Source organism: Sphingopyxis sp. Q841 (assembly GCF_052384365.1).
GTDB classification, from domain to species: Bacteria; Pseudomonadota; Alphaproteobacteria; order Sphingomonadales; family Sphingomonadaceae; genus Sphingopyxis; species Sphingopyxis terrae_A.
Map to the genome: position 1 here is coordinate 392,421 of NZ_JBQSUM010000001.1, position 25,412 is coordinate 417,832.

A 25,412-nucleotide genomic window follows, 5' to 3' on the forward strand; every position below is an offset into this window, starting at 1 on the left:
CATCGCTTCATTTGCGGAGACGCTAACATGGCGCGCTCAGCCGTGCGAGGAAAAAGCCGTCGCATCGGTCGTGCGCCGGGGTGAACAGATAGCCCGCGCCCGCGGCGCGCGCGATACCATCCGGCAAATAGCCGCTGTCGGCGGTCCAGCCCCGACGTAGGTCCAGAAACGCTTGCACCTGTGCCCGCCCCTCGCGCGCGATGATTGAGCACACAGCATAAAGGAGTTTACCGCCCGGCGCCACCATATCGGCACCGATGGCGAGCAGGTTCGCCTGATCGGCCAGATGACGCTCGAGCCGCGCCGGCGTCAGCCGCCAGCGCAGTTCGGGACTGCGCCGCCAGGTGCCGCTGCCCGAACAGGGCGCGTCGACGAAAACATGCGTCGCCTTGCCGCGCCAGTCGGCGAGCATCGCCGATTCCTTCCCCGGATCGAGCAGGCGCGTCTCGATGCGCGTTGCCCCCGCCCGCTCCGCACGGGGCGGCAATTGCTGGAGCCGCGCGCGATTGACGTCGCACGCCAATATGTCGGCGGCATCGCCGGTCAGCGAGGCGATGGCGAGCGTCTTGCCGCCGCCCCCGGCGCACAGATCGACGATGCGCGCGCCCGCAGCGGCACCCAGCGCTGCGGCGGCATATTGGCTCGCGGCATCCTGCACCTCGAACGCGCCGTTTTCATGGGCGGGATGCTGGATCGCCGCGGTTTCAGGCGGCAGGCGCCAGCCGTCGGGCGCACCCTCGATCGCGCGCCCCTCGGGGAAAAGTTCGGCAAGCCCGTCGCGCGACGCCTTCAGGCGGTTGGCGCGCAAGTCGAGCGGTGCGCGCTCGAGCATCGCCCCCTCTTCGGCGCTCTCGATCAGCGGATCGAACAATTCGGCGAGCGCCGCCGCGGAGACGCCGGTTTCGGCGCGCGGCTCGTCGCTGCCTATCGGCGCGGGCCCGTAAGGCGATCCGTCGAACAGCGCTGCGAGCGCCGGATCACGGTCGGCGAGCGCGAGCATTGCCGCGCGCCCCGACGCCGGCACCGACCGCACCGCGCGGATCGCGTCATAGACGTGACCGCGGATCGCGCGCCGGTCCTTCGATCCCGCGTAGCGCCGTGCCCGCATCGCCTCGGCGAACAAAGCGTCGGCGGGCGCCCCGCCCTCGCGCGCCGCAGCGGCGATGGTATCGAGAATCTCGATTGCGGTCTGGACGCGGGCGGCGGGGGTCATGCGATGGCCTCACCCCGCCGGATAATTCGGTGCCTCGCGCGTGATCGACACGTCATGAACATGGCTTTCGCGCAGGCCCGCATTGGTGATGCGCACGAATTTGGCGCGCTCTCGGAAATCGGCCAGCGTGCGGCTGCCCGTATACCCCATCGCCGCCTTCACGCCGCCGACGAGCTGGTGGATGACATCTTTCGCCGCGCCCTTGAACGGTACCTGGCCCTCGATGCCTTCGGGAACCAGCTTCATCTGGTCCTTGATGTCCTGCTGGAAATAGCGATCGGCGCTGCCGCGTGCCATCGCCCCGACGCTGCCCATGCCGCGGTAGCTCTTGTAGGTGCGTCCTTGGTAAAGGAAGGTTTCGCCCGGCGCCTCGGCCGTCCCGGCGAGCAGCGATCCGACCATGACGCTCGACGCCCCGGCCGCCAGCGCCTTGGCGATGTCGCCCGAGGTACGCAGACCGCCATCGGCGATGACCGGAACGCCATGCTTGGCGGCAACTTCGACGCTGTCGAGGATCGCGGTGAGCTGCGGGACGCCGACCCCGGCGACGATCCGCGTCGTGCAGATCGATCCCGGTCCAATGCCGACCTTCACCCCGTCGGCGCCGGCGTCGATCAGCGCCCGCGTCGCTTCGCCGGTCGCGACATTGCCCGCCAGCACCTGGACCCGGTTCGACAGCTTCTTGATCTTCTCGACCGTCGCGCCAACCATCTTGCTGTGACCATGCGCGGTATCGACGACGATCAGATCGCATTCGGCGTCAAGTAGCGCCTCGGCCCGTTCGACCCCGGTGTCGCCGGTGTTAGTCGCGGCGGCAACGCGCAGCCGGCCGCTCTCGTCCTTCGTCGCGTCGGGAAAGTTGACCGCCTTTTCCATATCCTTGACGGTGATCAGGCCAATGCAGCGATAATCTTCATCGACCACGAGCAGCTTTTCGATGCGGCGCTGGTGGAGCAGCTTGCGCGCCTCTTCCTGGCTGACGCCCGCGCGGACCGTCGCCAGATTCTCCGCGGTCATCAATTCGCGCACCGGCTGGCCCGGATTATCGGCAAAGCGCACGTCGCGGTGGGTGAGGATGCCGACCAGCTTCCCGCCGGTCTCGACCACCGGAATCCCCGAAATGCGGTGCTGCGCCATCAGCGCGGTGGCGTAGGACAGCGGCGCGTCGGGCGTGATAGTGATCGGATTGACGATCATCCCGCTTTCAAAGCGCTTCACCTGGCGCACCGCCGCGGCCTGTTCTTCGATGGTGAGATTGCGGTGGAGGACGCCGATCCCGCCGATCTGCGCCATCAGGATGGCCATGTCGGCCTCGGTAACCGTGTCCATCGCCGACGACAGGATCGGAATGTTGAGGCTGATCTCGCTGGTCAGCCGGGTCGACAGATTGGCGTCGGAGGGCAGAATGTCCGAGGGGCCCGGCACCAGCAGCACATCGTCGAAGGTCAGGCCGGTGAAGATTTCCATGGGTGCCACTTTCTGGTGCGGGCGTCGCCTGACCCCGCGGCGGCGGGCGGCACACGCGATTCGTTCGGTGGCGGCCCATGTAACCAGTCAATTCCCGGCGCGCCAGTGGGCGGCGCAGGAATATTTGCGCCGGTTCGCGGCGCGAAAGGGCGGCGGGTTTGCGGCCAACTGTCCGCACTCCCGCCGCCCTGCCCCTACCAGCGCCCGAGCACGAGGAAGAGCCCGCCGATAAACAGCGTCACGCCGACCGCGAACTTCAGATAGTCGGCAACGCCCAATGTGAGCTTCGCACCGTGCCGGGCACGAAAGGCCGCGACATTGGCGCGCAGATCGGGGGTTCCGGTGACGCGTCCGACCTCAAGATGACGTCCCGTCTTGAGAAAGGCGAGCGCGTGCGCGACTTCCTCTTCGGACACATCGGGATAACGGCGAAATATGTCCTCGGCGCGCAGCGCGTCGGCGCCGAGCGGAGGCCCGGCGGCAATTGGTTCGGTCATGTTCAAATTCCATCGATGATCGCCCTCCGCACAGGGGGCAAGGATCGGCCGGCGCACGGTCGCGCACGGCCCGTCGATCAGATGGCAATCATCGGCGGTGCGCGCGCCGAATAGGGCGTAGCAGCAGCACTGCGCGTCCAGCCGGCGGCGACCCGGCCGAAGTCGGGCCGGAATAGCCCGACGGCGGGCAATGCCGGCGGCGCGGCTGACAGCTTGGCGAGATCGCCGCCTACCGGATGCCGGTCGTCCTCGCCGGCGCGATAATGCGCGCTGAGCGTAAGGCCGCCGGCACGGACGAAAGGATGCCCGCCATCATAGGGCGCTCCCGCGATGGCGGCGGCGGTTTGATCGACCAGCCGCGCCGGCGCCGAGGCATCACGCACGAGGCCGCCCGCGCCGAGCGCAACGAGCGCCAGCCACGCCAGAAAGACGCCAACGCGGTGGCGCAGGTCGGAATCGAACATCCGCATCGCCTCCATATTGCGTCTCGCGGCCGCAAAAGCTAGCGCGGAGGGGTGAACGCGCCAACGACACCCCGGGCATCCTCTCCCTTCGCGCCTTTTCGCTATCCTGCGTTTCGCGCGATCTGGATCGCCAATCTGGCGTCCAATATCGGATCGATGATCCAGTCGGTCGGCGCCGCCTGGCTGATGACCGAGCTCACCGGCTCGCATCTGCTCATCGCGCTGGTGCAGGCGAGCGCGACGATCCCGATCATGCTGCTCGGCGTCTTTGCCGGGGCAATCGCGGACAATTTCGATCGCCGCCGGATCATGCTGGCGGCGCAAAGCGCGATGCTGATCGTGTCGGCGGCGCTGACCGTCACGGCCTGGATGGGGGAGTTGACGCCGCTGCTGCTGCTCGGCTTCACGCTCGCGGTCGGTTGCGGTACCGCGCTCAACGGCCCCGCGTGGCAGGCATCGGTGCGATTGCAGGTCGGGCCGAAGGATCTGCCGCAGGCGATCACGCTCAACAGCGTCGCCTTCAACCTCGCGCGCAGCGCCGGCCCGGCGCTTGGCGGCTTGCTCATCTCGCTGACCGGCCCCGCCACGGCCTTCGGGATCAATGCGCTCAGTTATCTGGCGCTGATCGTCGTCCTGCTGCGCTGGCACCCCGAAGTCACGCCGCCGCGGCGCACCCCCATATTGGGCGCGATCGCGATCGGCATCGGCTATTGCGCCCGCTCCAGCCCGCTGCGCCGCGTGCTGACGCGCGGCTTTGCCTTCGGCATCGCCGGCGCTGCCTTTTCGGCGCTGCTGCCCTCGCTCGTTCGCGATCGGCTGCACGGAACCGAGATCATCTACGGCCTCTGCCTCGCCGCGTTCGGCGCAGGATCGATCTTCGCGGCGCTCTGGGTCGGCGAAGCGCGGAAACGCTGGGGCAGCGACCGCGTCGTCAGCATTGCGTCATTGGTCTTTGCCGCCGCGATGATACCCGCCGCCACGGCGCTGACGCTGCCGCCGCTGCTGGCGACCGCCTTCGTCGCCGGCGCGGCCTGGGTTTCGACGCTGACCACGCTCAACGTCGCCATGCAGCTCCGCTCGCCCGAAGAGATTTTGGGCCGCTGCCTGTCGATCTATCAGGCGGTAACCTTCGGCGCGATGGCGCTCGGCGCCTGGCTGCTCGGGACGCTCGCCGATCTCACCGACCTGCCGACGGCACTTTTCACCGCTGCCGGATGGCTGACCGCCACCGGTCTTTTGCTCCCGCTCATCGCCCCGATGCCCCGCCGCGACGATGGCCGCGTGATCCCCTGAAATTTTTTTCCGTACCGGTACAAAAGACGCGCCGCGCCACCTTAAGGGCCGAAGCGAGCGCCCGTTAAAGCGGGTATGACCACACATGCTACATCATCGAACGAGCCGGTAGGGCGGCTCCTTGGTTGGCTGGGGCTCCGCCACGGAAAAACCGGCGCCCAGGCAGGAGACGCCGCATCGCCCGGGGGGCGTACCCCGCGCGACATGGTGACCGAAGCCCGTCAGCAGCTCGTCGGCGCTATCGCTTCCTTCCTGCTCGACCATGATCTCGATGTATCGGCGGCCAATCTCCTGATCGCGCACAGTGCCTTTTCGGGGATCAATCCAAGGCTTGCGCGGCAGATCGCGACGCGATCGCAGACCGCCGACGGCATCACCCAGCAATGGCTCGACGAACTGGCGCAGCAGGAACCGATCCAGCCCGACCGCGCCGAACTCGATCGCCTCGTCACCCGCCTTGAAACCAACCTCGATACTTTCCAGACCAACACCAAGGCCGCGCGCAACGCGACGAGCGATTATGGCGTCAAACTCGAAAAACATGTGACCGACCTTCAGCAGGTGCAGGTCACGGGCGAACTCGTCACCCATCTCGCCGATCTCGCCAAGGCCATGCTCGACCGCACGCGCCATGCCGAAGAAGAAATGCGCCGCAGCGAGGATGAAGCCAAATCGCTGCGCCGCAGCCTCGCCCGCGCCAAGCGTGACGCCGAGGTCGACTATCTGACCGGCCTGCCCAACCGCCGCGCCTTCGAGGTGCTGCTCGAGCGCCATTATGAAGAAGCGCGCGCGAGCTGCGAGCCGCTGAGCGTTGCCTTTTGCGACATCGATAATTTCAAGCTGGTCAACGACACCCACGGCCATGAGGCGGGCGACCGCGTGATCAAGCTGATCGCCGATACGCTTGCGCATATCTCGAACGATCATTGCCACGTCGCACGCCACGGCGGCGAGGAATTCGTCATGCTGTTCCGCGGCCTGCCGCCCAGCGAAGCCGCCGCACGTCTCGACGAGGCACGCGAACAACTCGCGGGCCGCCGCCTTATCAACCGCAAGACCGACGAGCCCTTCGGCCAGATCACCTTCTCGGGCGGGGTCGCCGACGTTTTCGGTTACAATAATGCGCGCGACGCGCTGAAAGCCGCCGACGACGCGCTCTACCGCGCCAAGGAAAGCGGCCGCAACCGGATCGAGCTGGCGGGGATCTGAGGCCCCCTGCCCATCGATCGCAAATCGAGAGTCAGCGACTCCAGCGCGCGAAAATCGCCGTAGGCAGCAGCAGCCCCCGCGCCTCTTCGCGCACCGCAAGCTCGCCGCATTCGACCTTGCCCGGCAAATCGGCAAAAATCTGCGCCAGCAGTTCGCCGATCGCCAGCGCCGACATGCGCACCGCATAAACGGTGAGGAACAGGGCGCGGCTGTCGGCATCGAGGAGCTGGCGGCAATCGGCGAGCAAGGGCGCCAGCCCCTCCTCGATCTGCCAGCGTTCGCCGCCGGGACCGCGTCCGAACTTCGGCGGATCGAGCAGGATCGCATCGTAGCGCCGCTCGCGCCGCACCTCGCGCGCGGTGAACTTGCCGGCATCGTCGACGATCCAGCGGATCGGCCGGTCGCTCATGCCCGCGAGTGCGGCATTGTCGCGCGCCTGCGCCACCGATTTCTTCGACGCATCGACATGCGTGACCGCCGCGCCCGCCGCGGCGAGCGCCTGGCTGCCGACACCGGTATAGCCGAACAGATTCAGGAACGCGGGATCGGCCTTGTCGGCGACGCAGCCGCGCAGCCAGTCCCACACCGGCGCCATGTCCGGGAAAAAGCCGAGATGGCGGAACGGGGTGCAGGACGCGGTGAAGCGCGCTTCGCGCCATGCCAGCGGCCACCCTTCGGCCGGCACGGGGCGATGGAAATACCAGCGGCCGCCGCCATCTTCGTCGGATGCGGGGATGAATTCGCCGTCGGCGGCATCCCACTCGCTTTCGGCCAACGCAGGCTGCCACATCGCCTGCGGTTCGGGACGGATGAAACGATAGGAGCCGTAGCGTTCAAGCTTGCGCCCGCCGCCGCTGTCGAGCAGCCCGTAATCGTCCCACCCCTCGCCGACGAGCGTCGCGAGCGGCAGCAGATCAGCCACGGGCCGCCTCGCGCAGGATATGGGCCTTTACCGCGTCATAGTCGCCGGGCAGCTTTTCATAGCGCTCCTCGCGGTCGAACAGATTGCCGAGGCGGGTCGGCAGCGCCGGACGAACGCCTGTCGCGCGTTCGACCGCGTCGCGGAATTTGGCGGGATGCGCAGTCGCGAGCGTCACCACCGGCACGTCGGCATCGATATCGAGCGCGCGCGCCGCGGCCAGCCCGACGGCGCTATGCGGATCAATGATCTGCCCCCCATGTTCCTGCGCCCAGCGCAGCGCCAGCGTCATGCCATCGGCATCGATGCGCGCGCTCGAAAACAGGTCGCGGGCGCCGGCAAGCATATCCTCGGGAATCGTCATCGCTCGGCTGCGGTCAAATTCGGCCATCATCGCATCGATCGCAGCCCCGTCGCGACCCGCGAGATCGAAGAGCAGCCGCTCGAAATTGCTGCTCACCTGAATGTCCATCGACGGCGTCGCGGTCGCGGTCACGCTGCCCGCGCTGTAATCGCCACTCGACAGGGCGCGGTGCAAGATGTCGTTGACGTTGGTAGCGACGACCAGCTGCGCCACCGGCAACCCCATGCGCGCCGCGACATAGCCTGCGAACACGTCACCGAAATTGCCCGTCGGCACGCTGAACGCGATCGCGCGGTCGGGGGCGCCGAGGCGGACCGCGGCATAGAAATAATAGACCACCTGCGCCATCAATCGCGCCCAGTTGATGCTGTTGACCGCCGACAGCGTCAGCGCGCTGCGCGCCTCGGCATCGCCGAACAGCCGCTTCACCATCGCCTGCGCGTCGTCGAAGCTGCCGTCGATCGCGATGTTGTGGACGTTGGGCGCCAGCACGGTCGTCATCTGGCGGCGCTGCACGTCGCTGACCCGACCTTCGGGGTGGAGCATGAAGATACGGATATGCTCGCGCCCCGCGACCGCCTCGATCGCCGCCGATCCCGTATCGCCCGACGTTGCGCCGACGATGGTCAGATCGGTATCGCCGCCGCTCAGGAATTTCTCGAACAGCTGACCGAGCAGTTGCAGCGCGACATCCTTGAAAGCCAGGGTTGGACCGTGAAACAGCTCGAGCAGCCAGTGGCGATGGTCAAGCTGGACGAGCGGCGTCACCGCATCATGACTGAAGCGGCCGTAGGCGGCCTGGCACAATTCGCGCAGTTCGGCCTCGTCGAGCACGCCGGCGACGAAAGGCATCATCACGCGCACCGCGGTTTCGGCATAGTCGAGCCCCGCGAGCGCACGAATATCCTGCGCCGACATCTGCGGCCAGGCGGCGGGAACGTAGAGTCCCCCGTCGCTCGCAAGGCCGGCGAGGGTAGCGGCACGGAAGTCGAGGGTCGGCGCGGAGCCGCGGGTGCTGATATAGTCCATGACGGAAAAGCGCCTAGCGGCGCACCGTCACCGCTGCAAGCGGCGGCGCACTGCGATGATATAGATAATCAGCGCGATCGCCGCGAACAGGAACCATTGCACGGCGTAAGCGAGATGGTTGTTGGGCATGTCCGCCGCCGATGGCACCGCACTGGGCCGTAGTCCGACGGCGGGCTGGTCGGCGACCAGCATCGCGCGCGCCGGCACCGCACGGCCGGTCAGCCGCTCGATAAGGCTCGGCTGCTCGGGGCCCGGTACGATCGTGCCCTGAACCGCGCCGCCCGCCCATTTGGGCGGCGTGAAATCGTCGGCGATACCGATGTCGACCAGCACCCCCGGCCCCTCGGCGCCGGTGCGACAATCCGCAATCATGCGAATACCGCCTCCGCCCTTGCGATCGGTGCCGCTGCGCGGATCCCAGCGCACCGGTTCGAGACAGATAACGCTGCTTTTGCGATAGAGCATCTCGTCGGGAACCGGCGGCAGCTTCGGATAAGTCACCGTCGCCGACATCGCCCCGTTGCGCTCGTAAAGCGCGATCAGCGCTTCCTTCTCTCCCTTGCGCTGCAACTGCCAGATGCCGAGCGCGATCATCGTCGCCACGGCGGCCAGAACCAGGATGGTCGGAATCACCGGCCAGCCGCGCGGCGGCGGCGCGGCGGCTTCGCCGGGCGAAGGAGCGTCAGGCGTCGTCGTCATGCCGGTCCACCAGGCGCCCTTCCGCCGCCTTGCGCTGATGCTCGCTCGCGAGCAGCGCGGCCTTGCCAACCCGCAGGCCGTAGATGACTGCGGCGGCCGTTATCGGCACCCACAACAGCACATGCACCCACAGCGGCGGCTCGAATGCGAAATCGACGGCGATCGCCGCGGCAACGATCAGCGCACCGATGATCATGGTCAGAAACGCCGCCGGCCCGTCGCCGACATTATAGGTCGAATAGTCCAGTCCGCAGGCGCGGCAGCGCGGCGCAAATTTGGTCGGTCCCTCGAACAGCGTCGGCGCGCAGCATTCGGGGCAGAGACCGAAAAGGGCAGCGCGCCAGACCGGCGGCTGCCCCTTTTGATGCTGTTCGCTGTCCGGCAATTTAGTGCGCGGCGACCGGTGCGCCCCAGCCACCCCAGACATAGACGATGATGAAGAGGAACAGCCACACCACGTCGACGAAGTGCCAATACCAGGCAGCGGCTTCGAAACCGAAGTGCTGCGTCGGCGTGAAATGGCCCTTGTACACGCGGACGAGGTTCACGATCAGGAAGATCGTGCCGACCAGAACGTGGAAACCGTGGAAGCCGGTCGCCATGAAAAAGGCCGAGGTATAGTTGATCGTGCCGAAGGGGAACGGCGCTTCGGCATATTCATAAGCCTGAATGCAGCTGAAGGTCAGGCCGAGGATGATGGTCAGCCACAGACCCTTCTTGAGCCCTTCGCGATCGCCGTGGATCAACGCATGGTGCGCCCAGGTGATCGTCGTGCCCGAGCAGAGCAGGATCAGCGTGTTGAGCAGCGGCAGCGAGAAGGCGTCGATGACATGGATGCCCTTCGGCGGCCAGATCGACGCGGCAACGGCGCCTTCCTGCCCGAACAGCGAGGTCACCGCACCGTCGACGATCTCGACCGGCGCCGGGAACAGCGAGAAATCGAACCAGGCCCAGAACCAGCCGACGAAGAACATGACTTCCGATGCGATGAACAGGATCATGCCATAGCGCAGGTGCAGCTGAACGACCGGCGTATGATCGCCGGCATGCGCTTCCTTGATAACCTCGCCCCACCAGCTGAAGAAGGTGGCGATCACACCCATGAAACCGAGACCCAGCACCCATTTGCCGGCACCGCCGAAATGGTCGGCGTGCATCGCCATGACGAGGCCGAAGAACATCACCAGCGCGGCGACCGAGCCGAAAAGCGGCCAGACGCTGGGATTTACGAGGTGATAATCATGATGTTTGGCACCGGCCATGTCACAGTTCCCGTTTTTTGCCCCAGCGCGATGATCCCCATCATCTGCCGGTCCTTGGTAAGACTCTATTGGTTGCGGCCTTAGCTCGCCTTTTTGCCCTCGTCCACTGGGTAGAAGGTGTAGCTGAGGGTGATTTCCTGAATGTCGCGCGCGTCGGGATCGTCCTTGATCTTGGGATCGACGAAGAACAGCACCGGCATGCGGATCTGTTCGCCCGGCTTCAGCGTCTGCTGGGTGAAGCAGAAGCACTGGATCTTGGTAAAATATTTCCCCGCCTGGTCGGGCGTCACGTTGAAGGTCGCGGTGCCGGTGATCGGGTGCGGCGAATTATTCTGCGCGATGAAGATTGCCATGTCGCGCGCGCCGATGCTGACCGTATCGGTGGGATGTTCGGGATAGAATTTCCACGGCAGCTTGGGCGATACATTGGCATCGAAGCGCACCGAGACGGTGTCGCTCAGCACCTTCGGCGTCTCGGCCGCGGCGACCGGGTCGTAACGCTGCGTCGTGCCGCCAAAGCCGGTGACGCGGCAGAAAAGATTGTAGAGCGGCACCGCCGCGAAACCCAGCCCGACCATCGCTGCCGCGAGCAAGGCCGCGAGCGCCGCGGTGCGGCCATTTTTCCGGCGTGTCGCTTCGTCCGTCATGTCGGCACCACCATGCGCGCCATCGTAATGAAGAAAAAGAGGAAAGCGAGCCCGCCGAGGATCCAACCCATCAGGTTGGCGCGCACGCGCTGGCGGCGGCGATATTCGGCTTCGTCGAACGGCTGTTGCGGATTTTCGTCGGTCATAGCGGCAACCAGTGATCGGCGACCACCGCGCCGAAGAGGATGAAGAGATAGGCGATGGAAAAGGCGAAGAGGCGCTTTTCGGGCTGCATCCGGTCGTCCGCGCCCGCACTGCGCAAGCCGACCTGCGCCGACAGCAGCACGAACAGCGCCGACAGGATCGTCGCGGTCCAGCCATAGAGCGCGCCCGTGTAGCCGAGCGGCCACGGCGCGATCGCCGCCGCTGCCATCACGATGGCATAGAACAGAATCTGGCGGCGCGTCGCGCGCTCGCCTGCGACCACCGGCATCATCGGAATTCCCGCTGCGGCATAGTCCGAGCGCACGAACAGCGCGAGCGCCCAGAAATGCGGCGGGGTCCAGAGGAAGATCAGCAGGAACAGCGCGATCGGCAGTGGTGCGATGCTGCCCGTCGCCGCGACCCAGCCGATCAGCGGCGGGAATGCCCCCGCCGCGCCACCAATCACGATATTCTGCGGCGTCCGCGGCTTGAGCCACATGGTGTAGATGAAGACGTAGAATAGGATCGAGACGGTCAGCAGTACCGCCGCCTGCCAATTGGCGGCGAACAGCATGAGGAAGACCGAAAAGGCAGCGAGTCCGACGCCAAACTGCAACGCCGTCTGGCGGTCGAGACGACCGGCGGGCAGCGGGCGGTTCGCCGTCCGCTTCATTTTCGCGTCGATCGTCGCTTCATACCATTGGTTGAGCGCCCCCGATGCGCCTGCCCCGAGCGCGATCGCGAGGATCGACGAAAAGGCAAGCACCGGATGAACGCTGCCCGGCGCCGCGAGCAAACCGCACAGCGCGGTAAAGACGACGAGCGACATCACGCGCGGCTTGGTCAGCGCGAACAGGTCGCGCCAATCTGCGGGAAGCGACATCTCGCCGTGGGTCAGGCTCTGCGCCATGCTAACTCCAGGCCGGAAAGCGGGGCGCCCCCTGCCAAGGCTCTTAGCAGGGGGCGCAGCGCAATCAGGCGATACGCGGCAGTTCGTTGAACTGGTGGAACGGCGGCGGGCTCGACAGCGTCCATTCCAGCGTCGTCGCACCTTCGCCCCACGGGTTGTCGGCGGCCTTCTTGCCCGCGAACAGCGACCAGGCGATGTTCACGAAGAAGAAGATCATGCCCACGGCCATGATCACATAGCCGAACGACGAGATATAGTGCCAATAGGCGAAGGCTTCCGCATAGTCGGGATAGCGGCGCGGCATGCCCTGCTGGCCCAGGAAGTGCTGGGGGAAGAACAGGACGTTCACGCCGATGAAGAAGATCCAGAAGTGCAACTGTCCGAGGAACTCGTTGTACATCCGGCCCGACATCTTCGGGAACCAGTAATAGAAGCCCGCGAACAGCGAGAAGACCGCGCCGAGCGACAACACATAGTGGAAGTGCGCGACGACATAATAGGTGTCGTGCAGGTTGGTGTCGACGCCGCCATTGGCGAGCACGACGCCGGTCACGCCGCCCACGGTGAACATGAAGATGAAGCCGATCGCCCAGACCATCGGGGTCTTGAAGCTGATCGAACCGCCCCACATCGTCGCGATCCACGAAAAGATCTTGATGCCGGTCGGGACCGCGATGACCATCGTCGCGGCGGTGAAGTACATCTTCAGGTTCACGCTCATGCCGACGGTGAACATGTGGTGCGCCCACACGATGAAGCCGACGACACCGATCGCGACCATGGCGTAGGCCATGCCAAGATAGCCGAACACCGGCTTGCGGCTGAAGGTCGAGATGATCTGGCTGACGATGCCGAAGCCCGGCAGGATCATAATGTATACTTCGGGGTGGCCGAAGAACCAGAAGAGGTGCTGATAGAGCAGCGGATCGCCGCCGCCCGTGGCGTCATAGAAGGTGGTGCCGAAGTTACGGTCGGTCAGCAGCATGGTGATCGCGGCGGCGAGGACCGGAAGCGCGAGCAACAGCAGGAAGGCGGTGACGAGCACCGACCAGACGAACAGCGGCATCTTGTGCAGGGTCATGCCCGGTGCACGCATGTTGAAGATCGTGGTGATGAAGTTGATCGCACCGAGGATCGATGCCGCACCCGCAAGGTGGAGCGAGAAGATCGCCATGTCGACCGCCGGGCCGACCGACCCGCTGGTCGACAGCGGGGCATAGACGGTCCAGCCGGTGCCGGCGCCGAGGCCGCTGCCGCCGGGAACGAACATCGAGCCGCACAGCATGACGAACGCAACCGCCGTCAGCCAGAAGGACACGTTGTTCATGCGCGGGAAGGCCATGTCCGGCGCACCGATCATCAATGGCACGAACCAGTTGCCGAAGCCGCCGATCATCGCGGGCATGACCATGAAGAAGACCATGATCAGGCCGTGCGCGGTGATCATGACGTTCCAGAAATGCTTGCCCGCGGTCGCGTCCGCCGCGCCGCCGAGCATATGCGCCCAGCCCGGAAGATACTGGATGCCGGGTTCGGCGAGTTCGAGACGCATCATCCCCGAAAGCGCACCGCCGACGATGCCGGCGATGATCGCGAAGATCAGGTAGAGCGTGCCGATGTCCTTGTGGTTCGTCGACATGAACCAGCGGACAAAGAAGCTGGGCGTGTCATGGTCGTGGTCGTGCGCGTGGTCGTGGCCATGCGCCGGTGCAGTCGCTGCGATATCGGTCATCTGTCGGACCCCCTGATTAATTCTTGGCGGCCGGTGCGGCGGCGGGCGCCGCAGCCGGAGCCGCTGTGGTCGTGTCGGCGGCGGGGACAGTCGTCGCCGGAATCGGGCCGGTCGGGGCCGGAGCGGCGGCAGCGGGCGCTGCCGCAGCGGCGACCTGGGCGCCGTCGGGATTGCCGCCCTTCGAGCGGACCCACGCCTTCCACTTGTCCATCGGCAGCGCTTCGACCGCGATCGGCATGAAGCCGTGGTCAACACCGCACAGTTCCGAACACTGGCCGTAATAGACGCCGGGCTTGTCGACGGTAAACGTCGTTTCGTTGGCGCGGCCCGGAACCGCGTCCATCTTGGTCCACAGCGCGGGAACCGCGAAGCTGTGGATCACATCGGCGCCGGTGATGATCAGCTTCACCTGCTTGCCGACGGGAACGACCATGCGATTGTCCACCGCGAGGTGATAAGGCTCGCCGGCGGCGACGGCCTTGTCTTCGGGCAGCATCTTCGAGACATATTCGCCGATACCCTGGTCGGGATAGGCATAGCCCCAATACCATTGATAGCCGGTGACCTTGATCGTCAGCGCATCCTTCTTCGGCGGCTCATATTGCGCCGCGAGCAGACGGATCGACGGAACCGCGATCACCGCAAGGATCAGGACCGGGATCGCGGTCCAGATGATTTCTATGAACGTGTTGTGCGTCGTCTTCGACGGCACCGGATTGGCCGACGCGCGGTAGCGCACGACGACCCACAGCAGCAGACCGAGCACCAGCAGCGAGATGAAGGTGATGACGGGCAGCAGCATATAATGGTTGAACCAGTAAGCGCGCTTGCCGATCGGGCTTTCCTGTTCCTGGAAGTTCCATCCGCCCTCGACCGGCTGACCGATGCCTGCGGTCGGCTTCATCGGCACATAGGTCGCATCGCCGGCCGGTACCGCAGCCTTGTTGCCGGCGGGAGCCGCCGCATCGCTGGTCGCCGCGGCCGGAGTCGCGTTCGTCGTCGCGGCCGGCGCCGCAGCGGGAGCTGCCGCCGGGGCCTGCGCCTGCACCGCGCCCACGGTGCCGAGCGACAAAGCCGCCGCAATTACAAGGGTTTTCAAGCTCTTCATAAGGATAGTGCCGCCCGTTGCCTGTTGCTGTTCTCGATCCCCCAACCTCTCCGTCTCGGCAGCCGGGCACAGGCCCGGACAGCCCGCGAACAGGCTGAAACTCGCCGGGGCTATAGACCCGCTTGCCGCTTGCCTCAAGCATCTCTAACACTATTTTGCAGCACGATAATCTTCGTGCCCGAAACCCGCTCATCCGACGCGGGCGACTTGATGGACAAAAGACCGAACCTCCCATGACCGACGACGAAATTCTGGCCGAGTTCCGTGCCGCAGACGCGCTGCTGCAGGGGCATTTCCTGCTCTCTTCGGGGCGCCACAGCGAATATTATCTGCAATGCGCACGGGTGTTGATGGACACCGAACGCGCCGGACGGCTGGCGATCGCCCTCGCCGCCAAGCTGCCGCGCGACCTGCGCGCGGCGATCGACATGGTCGTTTCGCCCGCAATGGGCGGCGTCATCATCGGCCATGAAATGGGCCGCGCGCTCGGCAAGCCCGCGATCTTCGTCGAACGGCCGACCGGCACCTTCGAATTGCGCCGCGGCTTCGCGATCCCGGCCGGCGCCAAAATCATGATGGTCGAGGATGTCGTAACCACCGGCCTGTCGTCGCGCGAAGCGATGGAGGCGGTCCGTGCTGCGGGTGGCGACGTGATCGCCGAAGCCGCCCTCGTCGATCGTTCGGCGGGCAGCGTCGACCTCGGCGTTCCCTTCTACCCGCTCGTCGCGATCAATTTTCCGACCTATGCCGAAGACGAACTGCCGCCCGAACTCGCTGCGACTCCCGCAGTGAAGCCGGGGAGCCGCGCGAATTGAGCGCGTCCTCCCCTCGGCGGCTACGCCTGGGCGTCAACATCGACCATGTCGCGACGATCCGCAACGCGCGCGGCGGCGACCATCCCGATCCGGTGCGCGCGGCCGAAATCGTCGCGTCGGTCGGCGGCGACGGCATCACCGCGCATCTGCGCGAAGACCGCCGCCACATCCGCGATGACGACCTCGCCCGCATCCAGGCCGCGACCGACCTGCCCCTCAACCTCGAAATGGCGGCGACCGACGAGATGCTGGCGATTGCGCTGCGCCATGCGCCGCACGCCGCCTGCATCGTACCCGAAAAGCGCGAGGAGCGCACGACCGAGGGCGGGCTCGACGCCGCCGGCCAGCACAACCATCTTGCCCCGATCGTGGCGCGCCTGTCCGACGCGGGAATCCGCGTCAGCCTGTTCATCGAACCCGACGCGCGCCAGATCGAGGCGGCGATGCGGCTGAAGGCCCCCGTCGTCGAATTCCACACCGGCCGCTATGCGCATGTGGAGGGCGAGGAACGCGCCGCCGAACTCCGCCGCCTCGCCGACGCCGCCGCACTGGCGTGGAAGAACGGGATCGAGCCGCACGCCGGCCATGGCCTGACTTATGACAATGTCATCCCTGTCGCTGCCATCCCGCAACTCGCCGAGCTCAACATCGGCCATTATCTGATCGGCGAGGCTATCTTCACCGGGCTCGAAACCGCGGTGCGCCGCATGCGCGACCTGATGGACGAGGCGCGCGGATGAAGAATTTCGTCATTGCGAGCGAAGCGAAGCAATCTCCAGCCCTCCGCCTTGCGCGAGGCCGATGGCTGGAGATTGCGGCGTCGCCTTCGGCTCCACGCAATGACGGCCTTTTGGGGTCGTCATGATCATCGGCCTGGGCTCCGATCTCTGCAGCATCGAACGCATTCAGGCTTCGCTCGACCGTTTCGGCGAGCGTTTCGAACTGCGCGTTTTCACCGAAGTCGAGCGGACCAAGGCGGCCCGGCGGCCCTTCACCCGCGCCGGCACCTATGCGAAGCGCTTCGCCGCTAAGGAGGCTTTCTCCAAGGCCGTCGGCACCGGCTTCAAACGCGGCGTGTTCATGAAGGACATCGGCGTCGTCAATGCCCCTTCGGGCGCACCGACACTGGCCCTCACCGGCGGCGCCGCCGAGCGGCTCGCCGCGATGCTGCCCGACGGCCATAGCGCGCGCATCCACCTCACGCTCACCGATGACCATCCTTGGGCGCAGGCCTTCGTAATCATCGAAGCCATCAAGGATTGACCATGGCAAAGAACAAGACGGCAAAGACCAAGGCCGCGGACGAAGGCAGCATGCTCAAACTGCTGCGCGACATCGTCGTGATCCTGATCCTGGTGCTCGGCATCCATAGCTGCGTTGCCAAGCCCTTTTACATCCCGTCCGATTCGATGATGCCGATCCTGCGCAACGGCGACCGGCTGATCGTCAGCAAATATCCCTATGGCTGGTCCTACGCCTCGGTCAGCTTTCACCTCGCACCCAAGAAGCCGGGGCGCTGGTTCGGCAAGCTGCCCGAACGCGGCGACATCGTCGTGCTCGAACATCCCGTGACGCGCGTCGATTATATCAAGCGCGTCATCGGCCTGCCCGGCGATACGATCGAACTGCGTGGCGGCGCGCTGATCATCAACGGCAAGCCGATCAAGCGCGAGGTGCAGCCGATGCTGTCGGTGCCTGTCGATGCCAATATGCCGGGTTCGGACAGCAGCCTCGGCCGCTTCGTCACCCGCGACGCGGCCGGCAAGGCGGTGCTCGAATTGCCGATCGTGCGCGAGACGCTGCCCGGCGGAGCGACCTTCGACACGATCGACATGGGGCCGGGCTATCTGACCGACGATTACGGGCCGATCACGGTGCCCGCCGACCACCTGTTCCTGATGGGCGACAATCGCGACGGCAGCGCCGACAGCCGCGTGCCGGTCGACCGCAAGGGGCTTGGCGGCCCGGTGCCTTTCGACGCGATTGCCGGCAGGGCCGAGATCATCAGCTTTTCGACCGATGGTACCGCCGAATGGTATAATCCGCTGAGCTGGTTCGAGGCGCTGCGCCCCGGCCGCGCCGGAACCAATCTCCGGCCGGAGCGTCAGGCCAGCAAGAACTGAGGCGCAACAGCGGGGAAGCGAAGCGATGGCCGACAAGGAAACGCGGGTCGAAGCCCCCGGCCCGACCGAGATCCGCAGCCAGCTCGTTCGTACCGAACTGCTCAAGGCCGGCGTGTGGCTCGGCGTCGCGCTGCTCGTCGGCGTCTGCGTCATTCTGATCCAGCCCATTCTGCTGATCTTTGCCGGTATCGTGATGGCGGCGATGCTCGATGGCGGCACCCGCCTCCTTGGCCGCGTGCTGCCGATAGGACGCGGCTGGCGCCTGCTGATCATCTGCCTGTCGCTCGTCGCATTTCTTGCCTGGACCGCGATGTTCGCAGGCTCGCAGATCGCCGATCAGGCGGCGACACTGCAAAAGGTGATCATGAGCCAGGTCGAGCGCGCCGCCAATTGGGCGAGCGAGCATGGCATGGGCACGATCGACATCGACACCAAGACGATCACCGAGAATCTCGCAGGCACCGTCGGGCGCGTTACCGCAGCGGTCGGGTCGGTGCTCGGCGCACTCACCAGCCTCGTCATGGTCGTCGTACTCGGCATCTTCATTGCGATCGAACCGCGACTCTATGAACGCGGCATCGCCTGGCTGCTGCCGATGAAGAACCGCGACGATTTCTACGTGACGACCGCGCGCATGGCCTTCACGCTGCGCCGCCTGATGGCGGGACGGCTGCTCGGCATGGCGGTCGAGGGTGTCGGCACCTGGCTTGCTTGCATGGCGGTGGGGATACCGATGGCGGCGCTCATGGGGCTGCTCACCGGCCTGCTTGCCTTCATCCCCAACATCGGAGCGATCGTGTCGGGGGTGCTGCTCGTCCTCGTGGGCTTTTCGGCGGGCACCGACACCGGCCTGTGGGCGATCGGCATCTATTTCTTCGTGCAGACCGTCGACGGCTATCTCATCGTCCCGATGGTCGCGAAGCAGACCGTCGACCTCGCCCCGGCGCTCGTCCTCGGCGCGCAGATCCTGCTCGGCACCTTGCTCGGTATCATGGGGCTGTTCCTCGCCGACCCGATCGTCGCGATGATCAAGGTCGCACTGGAGCGCGAGGCCGAACGGAACGCGGGCGCCGCCCCCAAGAAAAAGGCGGCGGCGAGCGCCTAGCTCACCGCCGCGTCTTCAAAACGGAAAATCCCGATCAGGGCTGCGGCGCGGCGCCCGACGCTCCGGGTGCGCCGCCGGGGGCGCCCTGCATCATCTGTTGCTGCTGCATCATCTGCTGCATCGCGCGCACTTCGGCTTCGCTGCGGAAGTCGATCAGCTCGATGTCGAAGTGCAAGGTGCTGTTCGCGGGGATCGGCCCGGCGGCGCGGTCGCCATAGCCCAGCGCCGGCGGAATCACGACCTTGTACTTGCCGCCCTTTTTCATGCGGGTCAGCGCATCCGCAAAGCCGGGGACGACCTGCGATACCTGGAGCGGCGCCTGTTCGTTCGAATCGAACACGGTGCCGTCGTCGAGCTTGCCTTCATATTTGATGAGCACGATGTCGGCCTTGGTCGGGCTCGGGCCGCTGCCTTCCTTGACGACCTCGAAGCCGATCCGCGGCGTGTGCGTCAGGGCGAACGCAACGCCGATGCCCAGCAGCGCGATCAGGCCGATCCACAGCAGCCACAGCCCGCCCTTGCTCACCGGGCGCAATGGAACCGTCGTTACGCTCATGCTCTTGTCCTTCCCCTGCCCGTTCGGGCGAAAACATCGGCGAAGCCTATAGGCCGTGCGGTGCGCGAGGGTCCAGCGAGAAGTTGCGCCGCCCCGCTCAGCCGGTTCCATAGAAGCGCGCCAGCCGGTCGAGCGCCAGCGTCAAAACCAGCTTCCCCGATCGCGACGGCCACCCCAGCGCCTTTTCGGCGCCGCCGATCCCCTCGCCCGCACAAATCACGCCCCAGCAGATGTCGGCCAACCCCGACCGACATGCTCCACCGCGGCGTGGAAGCGCCGATGCGCGTCGATGCGCGGCAGCGAGGCATCGGTGGCCCGGGCACCTCCGCGGCTTTTCGACGGCGGCGCGGCGTACCAGCGCATCGTCACCCGTCCCGCCAGCCCTGCCCGCTCATAATCGGTCCGCAGCCGCTCGCGGGCGCGATACTGCGCGTCCGAGACCATCCCGCGCGCCGCGAGCCATGTCAGCGGACTTTCCGCGACACTGACGGTGACATGCCGCATCACCTGCGGCCCCGCCTTGCCGGGATCAACCCGATCGGGATGCAGAGGGTTACGAAATGGCGCGTCGTCATGCGATTCTCCTGCTGGGAGTGCCGGCTTGACATTGGAATATTTTGCAGGAAAGAAAAAACCGATTTGGTTATCGGAGGTTCGTCTTGATCAACAGCATCCGCGCCGTGCGCCGCGCCAAGGGACTCACGCTCGAAGAGGTTGCGCAGCGCTGCGACCCGCCGACGACCGCCCAGACGATCGGGCGCCTCGAAACGGGAACGCGCACCCTGTCGCTCGGCTGGATGAACCGCATCGCCAAGGCGCTCGGCGTCGATGCTGCCGATCTCGTCCAGCTGCCGCAGGATACCCAGCTTGCGATTACCGCGCTGCTCGGCGCCGATGGCGCCCACGCGCCGACGCGCGTCGAACAGGCGCTGACCGCGCGTCCGACCGAGGACATGATCGCGATGCGCGTCACCTCATCGATCGGCGACTATCGCGCGGGCGACGAGATATGGTGCCGCAAGGTCGAGGGCGACTGGACCAGCGCGCTCAACCGCGACCTGCTCGTGCCGCGCCCCGCGGGTCGTTTCATCTTTGCGCGGCTGCTCAACGTCGATCGCGAAAAGCTGCACCTGCTGCCGCTTGGAGCCGGTCAGCGCCAGCAGGTGGTGAGCAACCCGCCATGGGCCGCGGTCGCGGTCCGCCTCATCCGGACGCTTTGATGGCGCGATGAGGCGGACATGAAGCCCCTCCGCATTCTGTCGGTCGCCACGCTCTTTCCAGATGCGGCGCGCCCCAATTTCGGCCTTTTCGTCGAAAAGAGCCTGCTTGCGCTCGCCGCGCAGCCGGGCGTCATGCTGACCATCGTCGCCCCCATCGGCCTTCCGCCCTTCCCGCTTTCGCTTCATCCACGATATCGGGCGCTGCGCCGATTGCCGCAGCGCGAGGCGTGGCGGGGCCTCACCGTCCATCGGCCGCGCTTCACGCTGATTCCGAAATTCGGCGCAGCGCGCAATCCGGCGGCGATCGCGCACGCCGTGCTGCCGATTGCGCAGCAAGGCAGCTTCGACGTCGTCGATGCCCAATTCTTCTATCCCGACGGTCCCGCCGCAATGAATATCGCGGACGCCCTCGGCATTCCCTTTTCGGTAAAGGCACGCGGCGCCGACATCAGCCATTTCGGCCACGATCCGGCGACCCGCCCGCAACTGCTCGCCGCCGCCGAGCGCGCCGGAGGATTGCTTGCCGTGTCGGAGGCGATGCGCGGTGACATGGCGGCGATCGGCATCGATGCGGGCAAGACGATGGTCCACTATACCGGCATCGACACCATGCGCTTTCACCCCGGCGACCGCCCTGCCGCCCGGGCGGCGCTCGGCATGGGGGACGCGCCCGCCATCGCGACCGTCGGCGCGCTGATCCCCCGCAAGGGCCAGGCGCTCGTCATCGAAGCGCTGCCTGCCCTGCCGGGTGTCCATTACTGGCTGGCGGGTGCGGGCGAGGAGGACGCGCGATATCGCGCACTGGCGCAGCGGCTCGGCGTCGCCGACCGGGTTCACCTGATGGGGCCCGTCGCCAACGCCGACTTGCCGCAGCTCTATCGCGCGGTCGATGCCGTGGTGATGCCGTCGGTCAGCGAGGGGCTCGCCAATGCGTGGGTCGAGGCGCTCGCCTGCGGCACCCCGATCGTCATCAGCGATGCCGGCGGCGCGGCCGAACTCGTGACCTCGCCAGCGGCAGGGCAAATCGTCGAGCGCACACCAGCGGCGATCGCCGATGCGGTGCGAACGCTATTGGCGGCGCCCGCCGCGCCGGATGCGGTCGCGGCGAGCCTTGCCGGCCGCTTCGAATGGGACCGCAACGGCCGCGAGCTCGCGGAGCATCTCCGTCGCTGCGCGGGCCGCTGAGCGATCAGACGACCGCGCCGTCGTCGTCCTCTTTGCTGGTCACGCGTTCGGCGCCCTGCGTCGCGGCGCTGGTCCGCGGGACGAAACTGTCGGGACCGACCTTCAGCCACACCAGAATCGGCGCCGACATGTAGATCGACGAATAGGTGCCGACGAAAATGCCGAGCAGCATTGCAGCGGTAAAGCCGAAGATCACGTCCGGCCCGACCCACAGCAGCACCGCGAGCGCGATCAGCATCGTGAAGCTCGTCATCACCGTGCGCGCCAGCGTCTCGTTGATGCTGAGGTCGAGCAGCGGGATGATCTCCATCTTGCGATATTTCTTCAGATTTTCGCGGATGCGGTCATAGACCACGATCGTATCGTTGAGCGAATAGCCGATGATCGTCAGCAGCGCGGCCACGATGTTGAGGTCGAACTGCATCTGCGTCAGCGCGAAGAAACCGAAGGTCAGCATGACGTCGTGGAACAGCGCGAACAGCGCGCCCACCCCGAACTGCCATTCGAAGCGGATCCAGATATAGATCGAAATCGCGATCATCGCGAGCGCGAGACTGAGCACGCCGGTACGCAGCAGCTCGCCCGAAACCTTGCCCGACACCGTTTCGACCGATCCGGTCTTGGCGGTCGGGAAGGCCTTGTGAATTCCGTCAACAAGCTGCTTGCCGGCCCGGTCGGCGGCCGCCTTGTCGCCTTCGGGCAGCGCGGTACGGATCGCCACCGCCTGATCGGACCCGAATTGCTGGATCGTCGCTTCGCCGAGGCCGATGTCGTTAACTTTTTCGCGGATCTCGTCGATTTCGGGCATGGTGCCCGAAAATTCGACGCGCACCGACTGGCCGCCGACGAAATCGACGCCGAGGTTCAGCCCGCGCACCGCGACAAGCGCGATCGATGCGACGATCATCAGGAAGCTGATCCCCATGGCGATGTTGCGCCACTTGAGGAAATGGATGTTGGTGTCTTCGGGGACGAGTTTCAGCAGACGCATGGGATCGGTCCCTCTATCAAATATTCAGCGACGCCGGACGCGTCTTGTGCACCCAGTGCGCGGCGAACATGCGGGTCACGGTAACTGCGGTGAAGACGCTGGTCACGATGCCGATGGTCAGCACAACCGCGAAGCCCTTGATCGGCCCGGTGCCGAACCAGAACATCAGCGCGGCGGCAATGACGTTGGTGATATTGGCGTCGAAAATCGCGCGACTGGCCTCCTTGTAGCCCAGCTCGACCGCCTGAAAAACGCGTCGCCCGCGTTTCAATTCTTCGCGGATACGTTCGTTGATCAGCACGTTGGCATCGACCGCGGCGCCGATCGTGAGTACGAAACCCGCGATACCGGGCAACGTCAGCGTCGCGTTGAAGGCGGCCATGATCGCGACGATCAGGAAGATGTTAAAGAAGAGCGCGACGTTCGCGTAGATGCCGAAGCGGCCATAGACGACGATCATGAACGCCAGCACCGCGACCGTCGCGATGATCCCGGCGATCGCGCCCTTGCGGATCGAATCGGCGCCGAGTTCGGGCGTCACCGTCCGCTCTTCGACGACGGCCATCTTGACGGGCAGTGCGCCCGATCGCAGCGAAATCGCCAGCGCATTTGCGCTTGCGACGGTAAAATTGCCCGAAATCTGCGCGCTACCGCCCAGGATCGGCTCGTTGATCGACGGCGCCGACAGCACCCGGCCGTCGAGCACCATGGCAAAGCGCTTGCCCACATTCTGCGCCGTCACCTTGGCGAAGGTCGCCGACCCACCCGAATCGAAGCGGATGGTGACGACCGGCAGGCCGCTCTGCGGATCATAGCTCTGCTTGGCGTCGATAAGCTGGTCGCCGCTGATCATGACCTGGCGGCGCAATACTTCGAACGGCACGCCATTGCCGGCGTCAGGCGAATAGGGAACGACCTCGCTGCCGACCGGGACGCGCCCCGCGGCGACTTCGTTGGGATCGGCATTGGTATCGACCATGCGGAATTCGAGCCGCGCGGTCTTGCCGATCAGATCCTTCAATTGCTGCGGGTCCTGAAGGCCCGGCACCTGCACGACGATCCGGTCGTCGCCCTGACGGATGATCGTCGGCTCGCGCGTGCCGAGCGCGTTGACGCGCTTGTCGATAATGTCGCGGGCGGTATCCATCGCACGGCTGATCGCCTGCGCCTGCCCCGCCTTGGTCGGCGTCATCACGATGCGCGTCGTATCGACGACATCGATCGTCCAGTCGCGCTGGCCGGTCAGTCCCGCACCCTGCGTCTCGCGGAATAGCCGCTCGCGCGCTTCGTCGAGCTGCGCCTGATCGCGGACCAGAAAGCTGATCTTGCCGCCCGCGGTCGACAATTCGCCGATTGCGATATCGTCATCGGGTCCCCGCTCGCCGCGCATCGCGGTGCGCACGGTCTTTTCCATATTGGCAAGCTGCGTCTTCTGGAGATCGCCAAGATCGGCCTCGAGCAGCAAGTGGCTGCCCCCTGCAAGGTCGAGGCCCAGATTGACCTTCATCTGCGCGAAGGACGGCAGGCTTTCGAACTGCTTTTGGGGAAGGAAGCTGGGAATGGAAAAGATGACACCAAGCGCCAGGATGACGCTGATGCCAATGACTTTCCAGCGCGGGAAATCGAGCATGACGGGGTTCCGATGGTCTGAGCGGCGCCGGTTCCCCGACGCCGGCGCGTCAGTCGTTGGCGGGCTTGGCGCCCGGCTGGAGGACGTCGGAGATCGTCGACTTCACGATCTTGATCTTCACGCCCTGGGCGATTTCGACATCGGCGAAATCATCGTCGACGCGCGTCACCTTGCCGACAATCCCGCCGCCGGTGACGACCTGATCGCGCGGCTTCACCGATGCGATCTTGGCGCGATGCTCCTTCATGCGCACCTGTTGCGGACGGATGAGGAAGAACCAGAATACGACGAAGATCAAAAGATAGGGCACCAGCATGATGAAGCCGGCTGCCCCGCCCCCCGATCCGGCCGCCTGGGTCAGAAGCAATTGGGTCGACATGAATGAAAGACTTTCCGTTACCGTGGCGCGGCCTTTCCCAATGGAAGGACCGCGCAAAAATAAGCGCGGCGCCTATCACGCAGGGGCGTCCCGCGCAACCGTCGCTGCGCCCCTCCCCCACGGCAAGCTCCCCGCCAGATGGGGTCGACGGCGGCGCGATCAAGCCCGCCGAAAGAAACACCGGCAAATGCCCATCACCGCTTGCATCGCCAGCAAAGCCGCGCTAGGGGCCTCGCCTGCCCGAAAGGGCCGGTCGGGACGTAGCGCAGCCTGGTAGCGCATCACACTGGGGGTGTGGGGGTCGGAGGTTCGAATCCTCTCGTCCCGACCAAATTTACTGCAAAACCATATCGCAAAGCGCTCGCTGCATCTGCGCGCCATTGCTCCGCCCACGGGAACCAGCGCGCGCGGCCGCGAGTATGCGACGGTTATGCACCCCTCGCTTCGCCTC

At 65.8% G+C, this 25,412-nt stretch carries 27 protein-coding genes, 1 tRNA gene and 1 pseudogene; 10 read left to right on the top strand and 19 right to left on the bottom strand.

From position 1 onward, the window contains the following. Window positions 1-22: 22 nt before the first annotated feature. The 4 genes from ACT17R_RS02020 to ACT17R_RS02035 all read right to left on the bottom strand — a co-directional run bounded on the left by ACT17R_RS02020 (window position 23) and on the right by ACT17R_RS02035 (window position 3,641). On the bottom strand, window positions 23-1,213 hold the full coding sequence (locus ACT17R_RS02020; protein WP_444808874.1) for an RsmB/NOP family class I SAM-dependent RNA methyltransferase: 1,191 nt from the start codon (window positions 1,211-1,213) through the stop codon (window positions 23-25). 9 nt (window positions 1,214-1,222) lie between these two features. Then, window positions 1,223-2,680 (bottom strand): IMP dehydrogenase, encoded by a 1,458-nt coding sequence (guaB, locus tag ACT17R_RS02025; protein ID WP_062902824.1) that lies wholly within the window; start codon window positions 2,678-2,680, stop codon window positions 1,223-1,225. Between the two features lie 194 nt (window positions 2,681-2,874). After that, complete coding sequence (locus ACT17R_RS02030; protein WP_062902825.1) at window positions 2,875-3,177, bottom strand: hypothetical protein; 303 nt, start codon at window positions 3,175-3,177, stop codon at window positions 2,875-2,877. Window positions 3,178-3,254: 77 nt separating this feature from the next. After that, complete coding sequence (locus ACT17R_RS02035) at window positions 3,255-3,641, bottom strand: hypothetical protein (RefSeq protein WP_202988324.1); 387 nt, start codon at window positions 3,639-3,641, stop codon at window positions 3,255-3,257. A gap of 51 nt (window positions 3,642-3,692) precedes the next feature. On the opposite strand from ACT17R_RS02035, the gene ACT17R_RS02040 reads away from it, so the two are divergent. Both ACT17R_RS02040 and ACT17R_RS02045 read left to right on the top strand, forming a co-directional pair. Continuing rightward, a complete protein-coding gene (locus ACT17R_RS02040) occupies window positions 3,693-4,934 on the top strand; it encodes an MFS transporter (protein WP_444808875.1) in 1,242 nt (413 codons plus the stop codon). A gap of 204 nt (window positions 4,935-5,138) precedes the next feature. Next, window positions 5,139-6,143: a GGDEF domain-containing protein gene (locus ACT17R_RS02045; protein ID WP_003050239.1), complete on the top strand. Its 1,005-nt coding sequence runs from the start codon at window positions 5,139-5,141 to the stop codon at window positions 6,141-6,143. Between the two features lie 31 nt (window positions 6,144-6,174). On the opposite strand, the gene ACT17R_RS02050 is transcribed toward ACT17R_RS02045, so the two are convergent. From ACT17R_RS02050 to coxB, 10 genes are all read right to left on the bottom strand, one after another. Further along, window positions 6,175-7,053: a class I SAM-dependent methyltransferase gene (locus tag ACT17R_RS02050; RefSeq protein ID WP_217373546.1), complete on the bottom strand. Its 879-nt coding sequence runs from the start codon at window positions 7,051-7,053 to the stop codon at window positions 6,175-6,177. Window positions 7,054-7,057: 4 nt separating this feature from the next. Further along, window positions 7,058-8,455: a threonine synthase gene (gene thrC / locus ACT17R_RS02055; protein ID WP_234179848.1), complete on the bottom strand. Its 1,398-nt coding sequence runs from the start codon at window positions 8,453-8,455 to the stop codon at window positions 7,058-7,060. A 27-nt stretch (window positions 8,456-8,482) separates the two neighbouring features. Continuing rightward, window positions 8,483-9,154, bottom strand: a complete 672-nt coding sequence (locus ACT17R_RS02060; protein WP_444808876.1) for an SURF1 family protein — start codon at window positions 9,152-9,154, stop codon at window positions 8,483-8,485. Beyond that, window positions 9,138-9,539 (bottom strand): DUF983 domain-containing protein, encoded by a 402-nt coding sequence (locus ACT17R_RS02065; RefSeq protein ID WP_444808877.1) that lies wholly within the window; start codon window positions 9,537-9,539, stop codon window positions 9,138-9,140. The genes ACT17R_RS02060 and ACT17R_RS02065 overlap by 17 nt, the downstream gene beginning before the upstream one ends. A 1-nt stretch (window position 9,540) precedes the next feature. Then, window positions 9,541-10,416, bottom strand: coding sequence for a cytochrome c oxidase subunit 3 (locus ACT17R_RS02070; protein WP_003050228.1), 876 nt, complete (start codon window positions 10,414-10,416; stop codon window positions 9,541-9,543). Window positions 10,417-10,496: 80 nt separating this feature from the next. After that, window positions 10,497-11,063 (bottom strand): cytochrome c oxidase assembly protein, encoded by a 567-nt coding sequence (locus ACT17R_RS02075; protein WP_003050226.1) that lies wholly within the window; start codon window positions 11,061-11,063, stop codon window positions 10,497-10,499. Then, window positions 11,060-11,209 carry a hypothetical protein gene (locus ACT17R_RS02080; RefSeq protein WP_162928272.1) on the bottom strand — a complete coding sequence of 50 codons (150 nt, stop codon included), beginning with the start codon at window positions 11,207-11,209 and terminating at the stop codon, window positions 11,060-11,062. The genes ACT17R_RS02075 and ACT17R_RS02080 overlap by 4 nt, the downstream gene beginning before the upstream one ends. Next, window positions 11,206-12,117 (bottom strand): heme o synthase, encoded by a 912-nt coding sequence (locus ACT17R_RS02085; protein WP_444808878.1) that lies wholly within the window; start codon window positions 12,115-12,117, stop codon window positions 11,206-11,208. The genes ACT17R_RS02080 and ACT17R_RS02085 overlap by 4 nt, the downstream gene beginning before the upstream one ends. A 64-nt stretch (window positions 12,118-12,181) precedes the next feature. Next, the gene (gene ctaD / locus ACT17R_RS02090; protein ID WP_003050220.1) at window positions 12,182-13,849 is read right to left on the bottom strand and encodes a cytochrome c oxidase subunit I; all 1,668 of its coding nucleotides are present in this window, start codon (window positions 13,847-13,849) and stop codon (window positions 12,182-12,184) included. A gap of 16 nt (window positions 13,850-13,865) precedes the next feature. Further along, window positions 13,866-14,957 (bottom strand): cytochrome c oxidase subunit II, encoded by a 1,092-nt coding sequence (gene coxB, locus ACT17R_RS02095; protein WP_444808879.1) that lies wholly within the window; start codon window positions 14,955-14,957, stop codon window positions 13,866-13,868. A 233-nt stretch (window positions 14,958-15,190) separates the two neighbouring features. Here coxB and pyrE point away from each other — a divergent pair, with 233 nt between their 5' ends. From pyrE to ACT17R_RS02120, 5 genes are all read left to right on the top strand, one after another. After that, complete coding sequence (pyrE, locus tag ACT17R_RS02100; RefSeq protein WP_444808880.1) at window positions 15,191-15,772, top strand: orotate phosphoribosyltransferase; 582 nt, start codon at window positions 15,191-15,193, stop codon at window positions 15,770-15,772. Continuing rightward, a complete protein-coding gene (locus ACT17R_RS02105; RefSeq protein ID WP_062902834.1) occupies window positions 15,769-16,512 on the top strand; it encodes a pyridoxine 5'-phosphate synthase in 744 nt (247 codons plus the stop codon). The genes pyrE and ACT17R_RS02105 overlap by 4 nt, the downstream gene beginning before the upstream one ends. Window positions 16,513-16,633: 121 nt before the next feature. After that, window positions 16,634-17,035 carry a holo-ACP synthase gene (gene acpS, locus ACT17R_RS02110; RefSeq protein ID WP_444808881.1) on the top strand — a complete coding sequence of 134 codons (402 nt, stop codon included), beginning with the start codon at window positions 16,634-16,636 and terminating at the stop codon, window positions 17,033-17,035. 2 nt (window positions 17,036-17,037) lie between these two features. Continuing rightward, window positions 17,038-17,895: a signal peptidase I gene (gene lepB, locus ACT17R_RS02115; RefSeq protein ID WP_062902835.1), complete on the top strand. Its 858-nt coding sequence runs from the start codon at window positions 17,038-17,040 to the stop codon at window positions 17,893-17,895. Between the two features lie 25 nt (window positions 17,896-17,920). Further along, window positions 17,921-19,000, top strand: a complete 1,080-nt coding sequence (locus ACT17R_RS02120) for an AI-2E family transporter (protein WP_444808882.1) — start codon at window positions 17,921-17,923, stop codon at window positions 18,998-19,000. Between the two features lie 34 nt (window positions 19,001-19,034). Here ACT17R_RS02120 and ACT17R_RS02125 read toward each other — a convergent pair whose 3' ends face one another. Next, window positions 19,035-19,556 (bottom strand): FKBP-type peptidyl-prolyl cis-trans isomerase, encoded by a 522-nt coding sequence (locus ACT17R_RS02125; protein WP_062902837.1) that lies wholly within the window; start codon window positions 19,554-19,556, stop codon window positions 19,035-19,037. Between the two features lie 97 nt (window positions 19,557-19,653). Next, window positions 19,654-20,060: pseudogene (locus tag ACT17R_RS02130) on the bottom strand (DUF6456 domain-containing protein). Window positions 20,061-20,215: 155 nt separating this feature from the next. Between ACT17R_RS02130 and ACT17R_RS02135 the strand changes: the two are divergent. Both ACT17R_RS02135 and ACT17R_RS02140 read left to right on the top strand, forming a co-directional pair. After that, complete coding sequence (locus ACT17R_RS02135) at window positions 20,216-20,776, top strand: helix-turn-helix domain-containing protein (protein ID WP_062902838.1); 561 nt, start codon at window positions 20,216-20,218, stop codon at window positions 20,774-20,776. 18 nt (window positions 20,777-20,794) lie between these two features. Beyond that, complete coding sequence (locus ACT17R_RS02140; RefSeq protein ID WP_062902839.1) at window positions 20,795-21,961, top strand: glycosyltransferase; 1,167 nt, start codon at window positions 20,795-20,797, stop codon at window positions 21,959-21,961. 4 nt (window positions 21,962-21,965) lie between these two features. On the opposite strand, the gene secF is transcribed toward ACT17R_RS02140, so the two are convergent. From secF to yajC, 3 genes are read right to left on the bottom strand one after another with little or no spacing between them, the layout of a single operon-like run. Continuing rightward, window positions 21,966-22,952, bottom strand: coding sequence for a protein translocase subunit SecF (gene secF, locus ACT17R_RS02145; protein WP_062902840.1), 987 nt, complete (start codon window positions 22,950-22,952; stop codon window positions 21,966-21,968). Between the two features lie 16 nt (window positions 22,953-22,968). Beyond that, window positions 22,969-24,582 (bottom strand): protein translocase subunit SecD, encoded by a 1,614-nt coding sequence (secD, locus tag ACT17R_RS02150; protein ID WP_062902841.1) that lies wholly within the window; start codon window positions 24,580-24,582, stop codon window positions 22,969-22,971. A 49-nt stretch (window positions 24,583-24,631) separates the two neighbouring features. Then, the gene (yajC, locus tag ACT17R_RS02155) at window positions 24,632-24,961 is read right to left on the bottom strand and encodes a preprotein translocase subunit YajC (protein WP_003050198.1); all 330 of its coding nucleotides are present in this window, start codon (window positions 24,959-24,961) and stop codon (window positions 24,632-24,634) included. 254 nt (window positions 24,962-25,215) lie between these two features. On the opposite strand from yajC, the gene ACT17R_RS02160 reads away from it, so the two are divergent. Beyond that, window positions 25,216-25,292, top strand: a tRNA-Pro gene (locus ACT17R_RS02160). Window positions 25,293-25,412: the final 120 nt, after the last annotated feature.

Coding starts and splice junctions, on each gene's coding strand:
- ACT17R_RS02060 (WP_444808876.1), bottom strand. CDS start 9,154: ATGACGACGACGCCTGACGCTCCTTCGCCCGGCGAAGCCGCCGCGCCG.
- ACT17R_RS02080 (WP_162928272.1), bottom strand. CDS start 11,209: ATGACCGACGAAAATCCGCAACAGCCGTTCGACGAAGCCGAATATCGC.
- ACT17R_RS02030 (WP_062902825.1), bottom strand. CDS start 3,177: ATGACCGAACCAATTGCCGCCGGGCCTCCGCTCGGCGCCGACGCGCTG.
- yajC (WP_003050198.1), bottom strand. CDS start 24,961: ATGTCGACCCAATTGCTTCTGACCCAGGCGGCCGGATCGGGGGGCGGG.
- ACT17R_RS02140 (WP_062902839.1), top strand. CDS start 20,795: ATGAAGCCCCTCCGCATTCTGTCGGTCGCCACGCTCTTTCCAGATGCG.
- ACT17R_RS02020 (WP_444808874.1), bottom strand. CDS start 1,213: ATGACCCCCGCCGCCCGCGTCCAGACCGCAATCGAGATTCTCGATACC.
- coxB (WP_444808879.1), bottom strand. CDS start 14,957: ATGAAGAGCTTGAAAACCCTTGTAATTGCGGCGGCTTTGTCGCTCGGC.
- secD (WP_062902841.1), bottom strand. CDS start 24,582: ATGCTCGATTTCCCGCGCTGGAAAGTCATTGGCATCAGCGTCATCCTG.
- guaB (WP_062902824.1), bottom strand. CDS start 2,680: ATGGAAATCTTCACCGGCCTGACCTTCGACGATGTGCTGCTGGTGCCG.
- ctaD (WP_003050220.1), bottom strand. CDS start 13,849: ATGACCGATATCGCAGCGACTGCACCGGCGCATGGCCACGACCACGCG.
- ACT17R_RS02085 (WP_444808878.1), bottom strand. CDS start 12,117: ATGGCGCAGAGCCTGACCCACGGCGAGATGTCGCTTCCCGCAGATTGG.
- pyrE (WP_444808880.1), top strand. CDS start 15,191: ATGACCGACGACGAAATTCTGGCCGAGTTCCGTGCCGCAGACGCGCTG.
- ACT17R_RS02035 (WP_202988324.1), bottom strand. CDS start 3,641: ATGTTCGATTCCGACCTGCGCCACCGCGTTGGCGTCTTTCTGGCGTGG.
- ACT17R_RS02125 (WP_062902837.1), bottom strand. CDS start 19,556: ATGAGCGTAACGACGGTTCCATTGCGCCCGGTGAGCAAGGGCGGGCTG.
- acpS (WP_444808881.1), top strand. CDS start 16,634: ATGATCATCGGCCTGGGCTCCGATCTCTGCAGCATCGAACGCATTCAG.
- secF (WP_062902840.1), bottom strand. CDS start 22,952: ATGCGTCTGCTGAAACTCGTCCCCGAAGACACCAACATCCATTTCCTC.
- lepB (WP_062902835.1), top strand. CDS start 17,038: ATGGCAAAGAACAAGACGGCAAAGACCAAGGCCGCGGACGAAGGCAGC.
- ACT17R_RS02070 (WP_003050228.1), bottom strand. CDS start 10,416: ATGGCCGGTGCCAAACATCATGATTATCACCTCGTAAATCCCAGCGTC.
- ACT17R_RS02120 (WP_444808882.1), top strand. CDS start 17,921: ATGGCCGACAAGGAAACGCGGGTCGAAGCCCCCGGCCCGACCGAGATC.
- ACT17R_RS02045 (WP_003050239.1), top strand. CDS start 5,139: ATGGTGACCGAAGCCCGTCAGCAGCTCGTCGGCGCTATCGCTTCCTTC.
- ACT17R_RS02075 (WP_003050226.1), bottom strand. CDS start 11,063: ATGACGGACGAAGCGACACGCCGGAAAAATGGCCGCACCGCGGCGCTC.
- thrC (WP_234179848.1), bottom strand. CDS start 8,455: ATGGACTATATCAGCACCCGCGGCTCCGCGCCGACCCTCGACTTCCGT.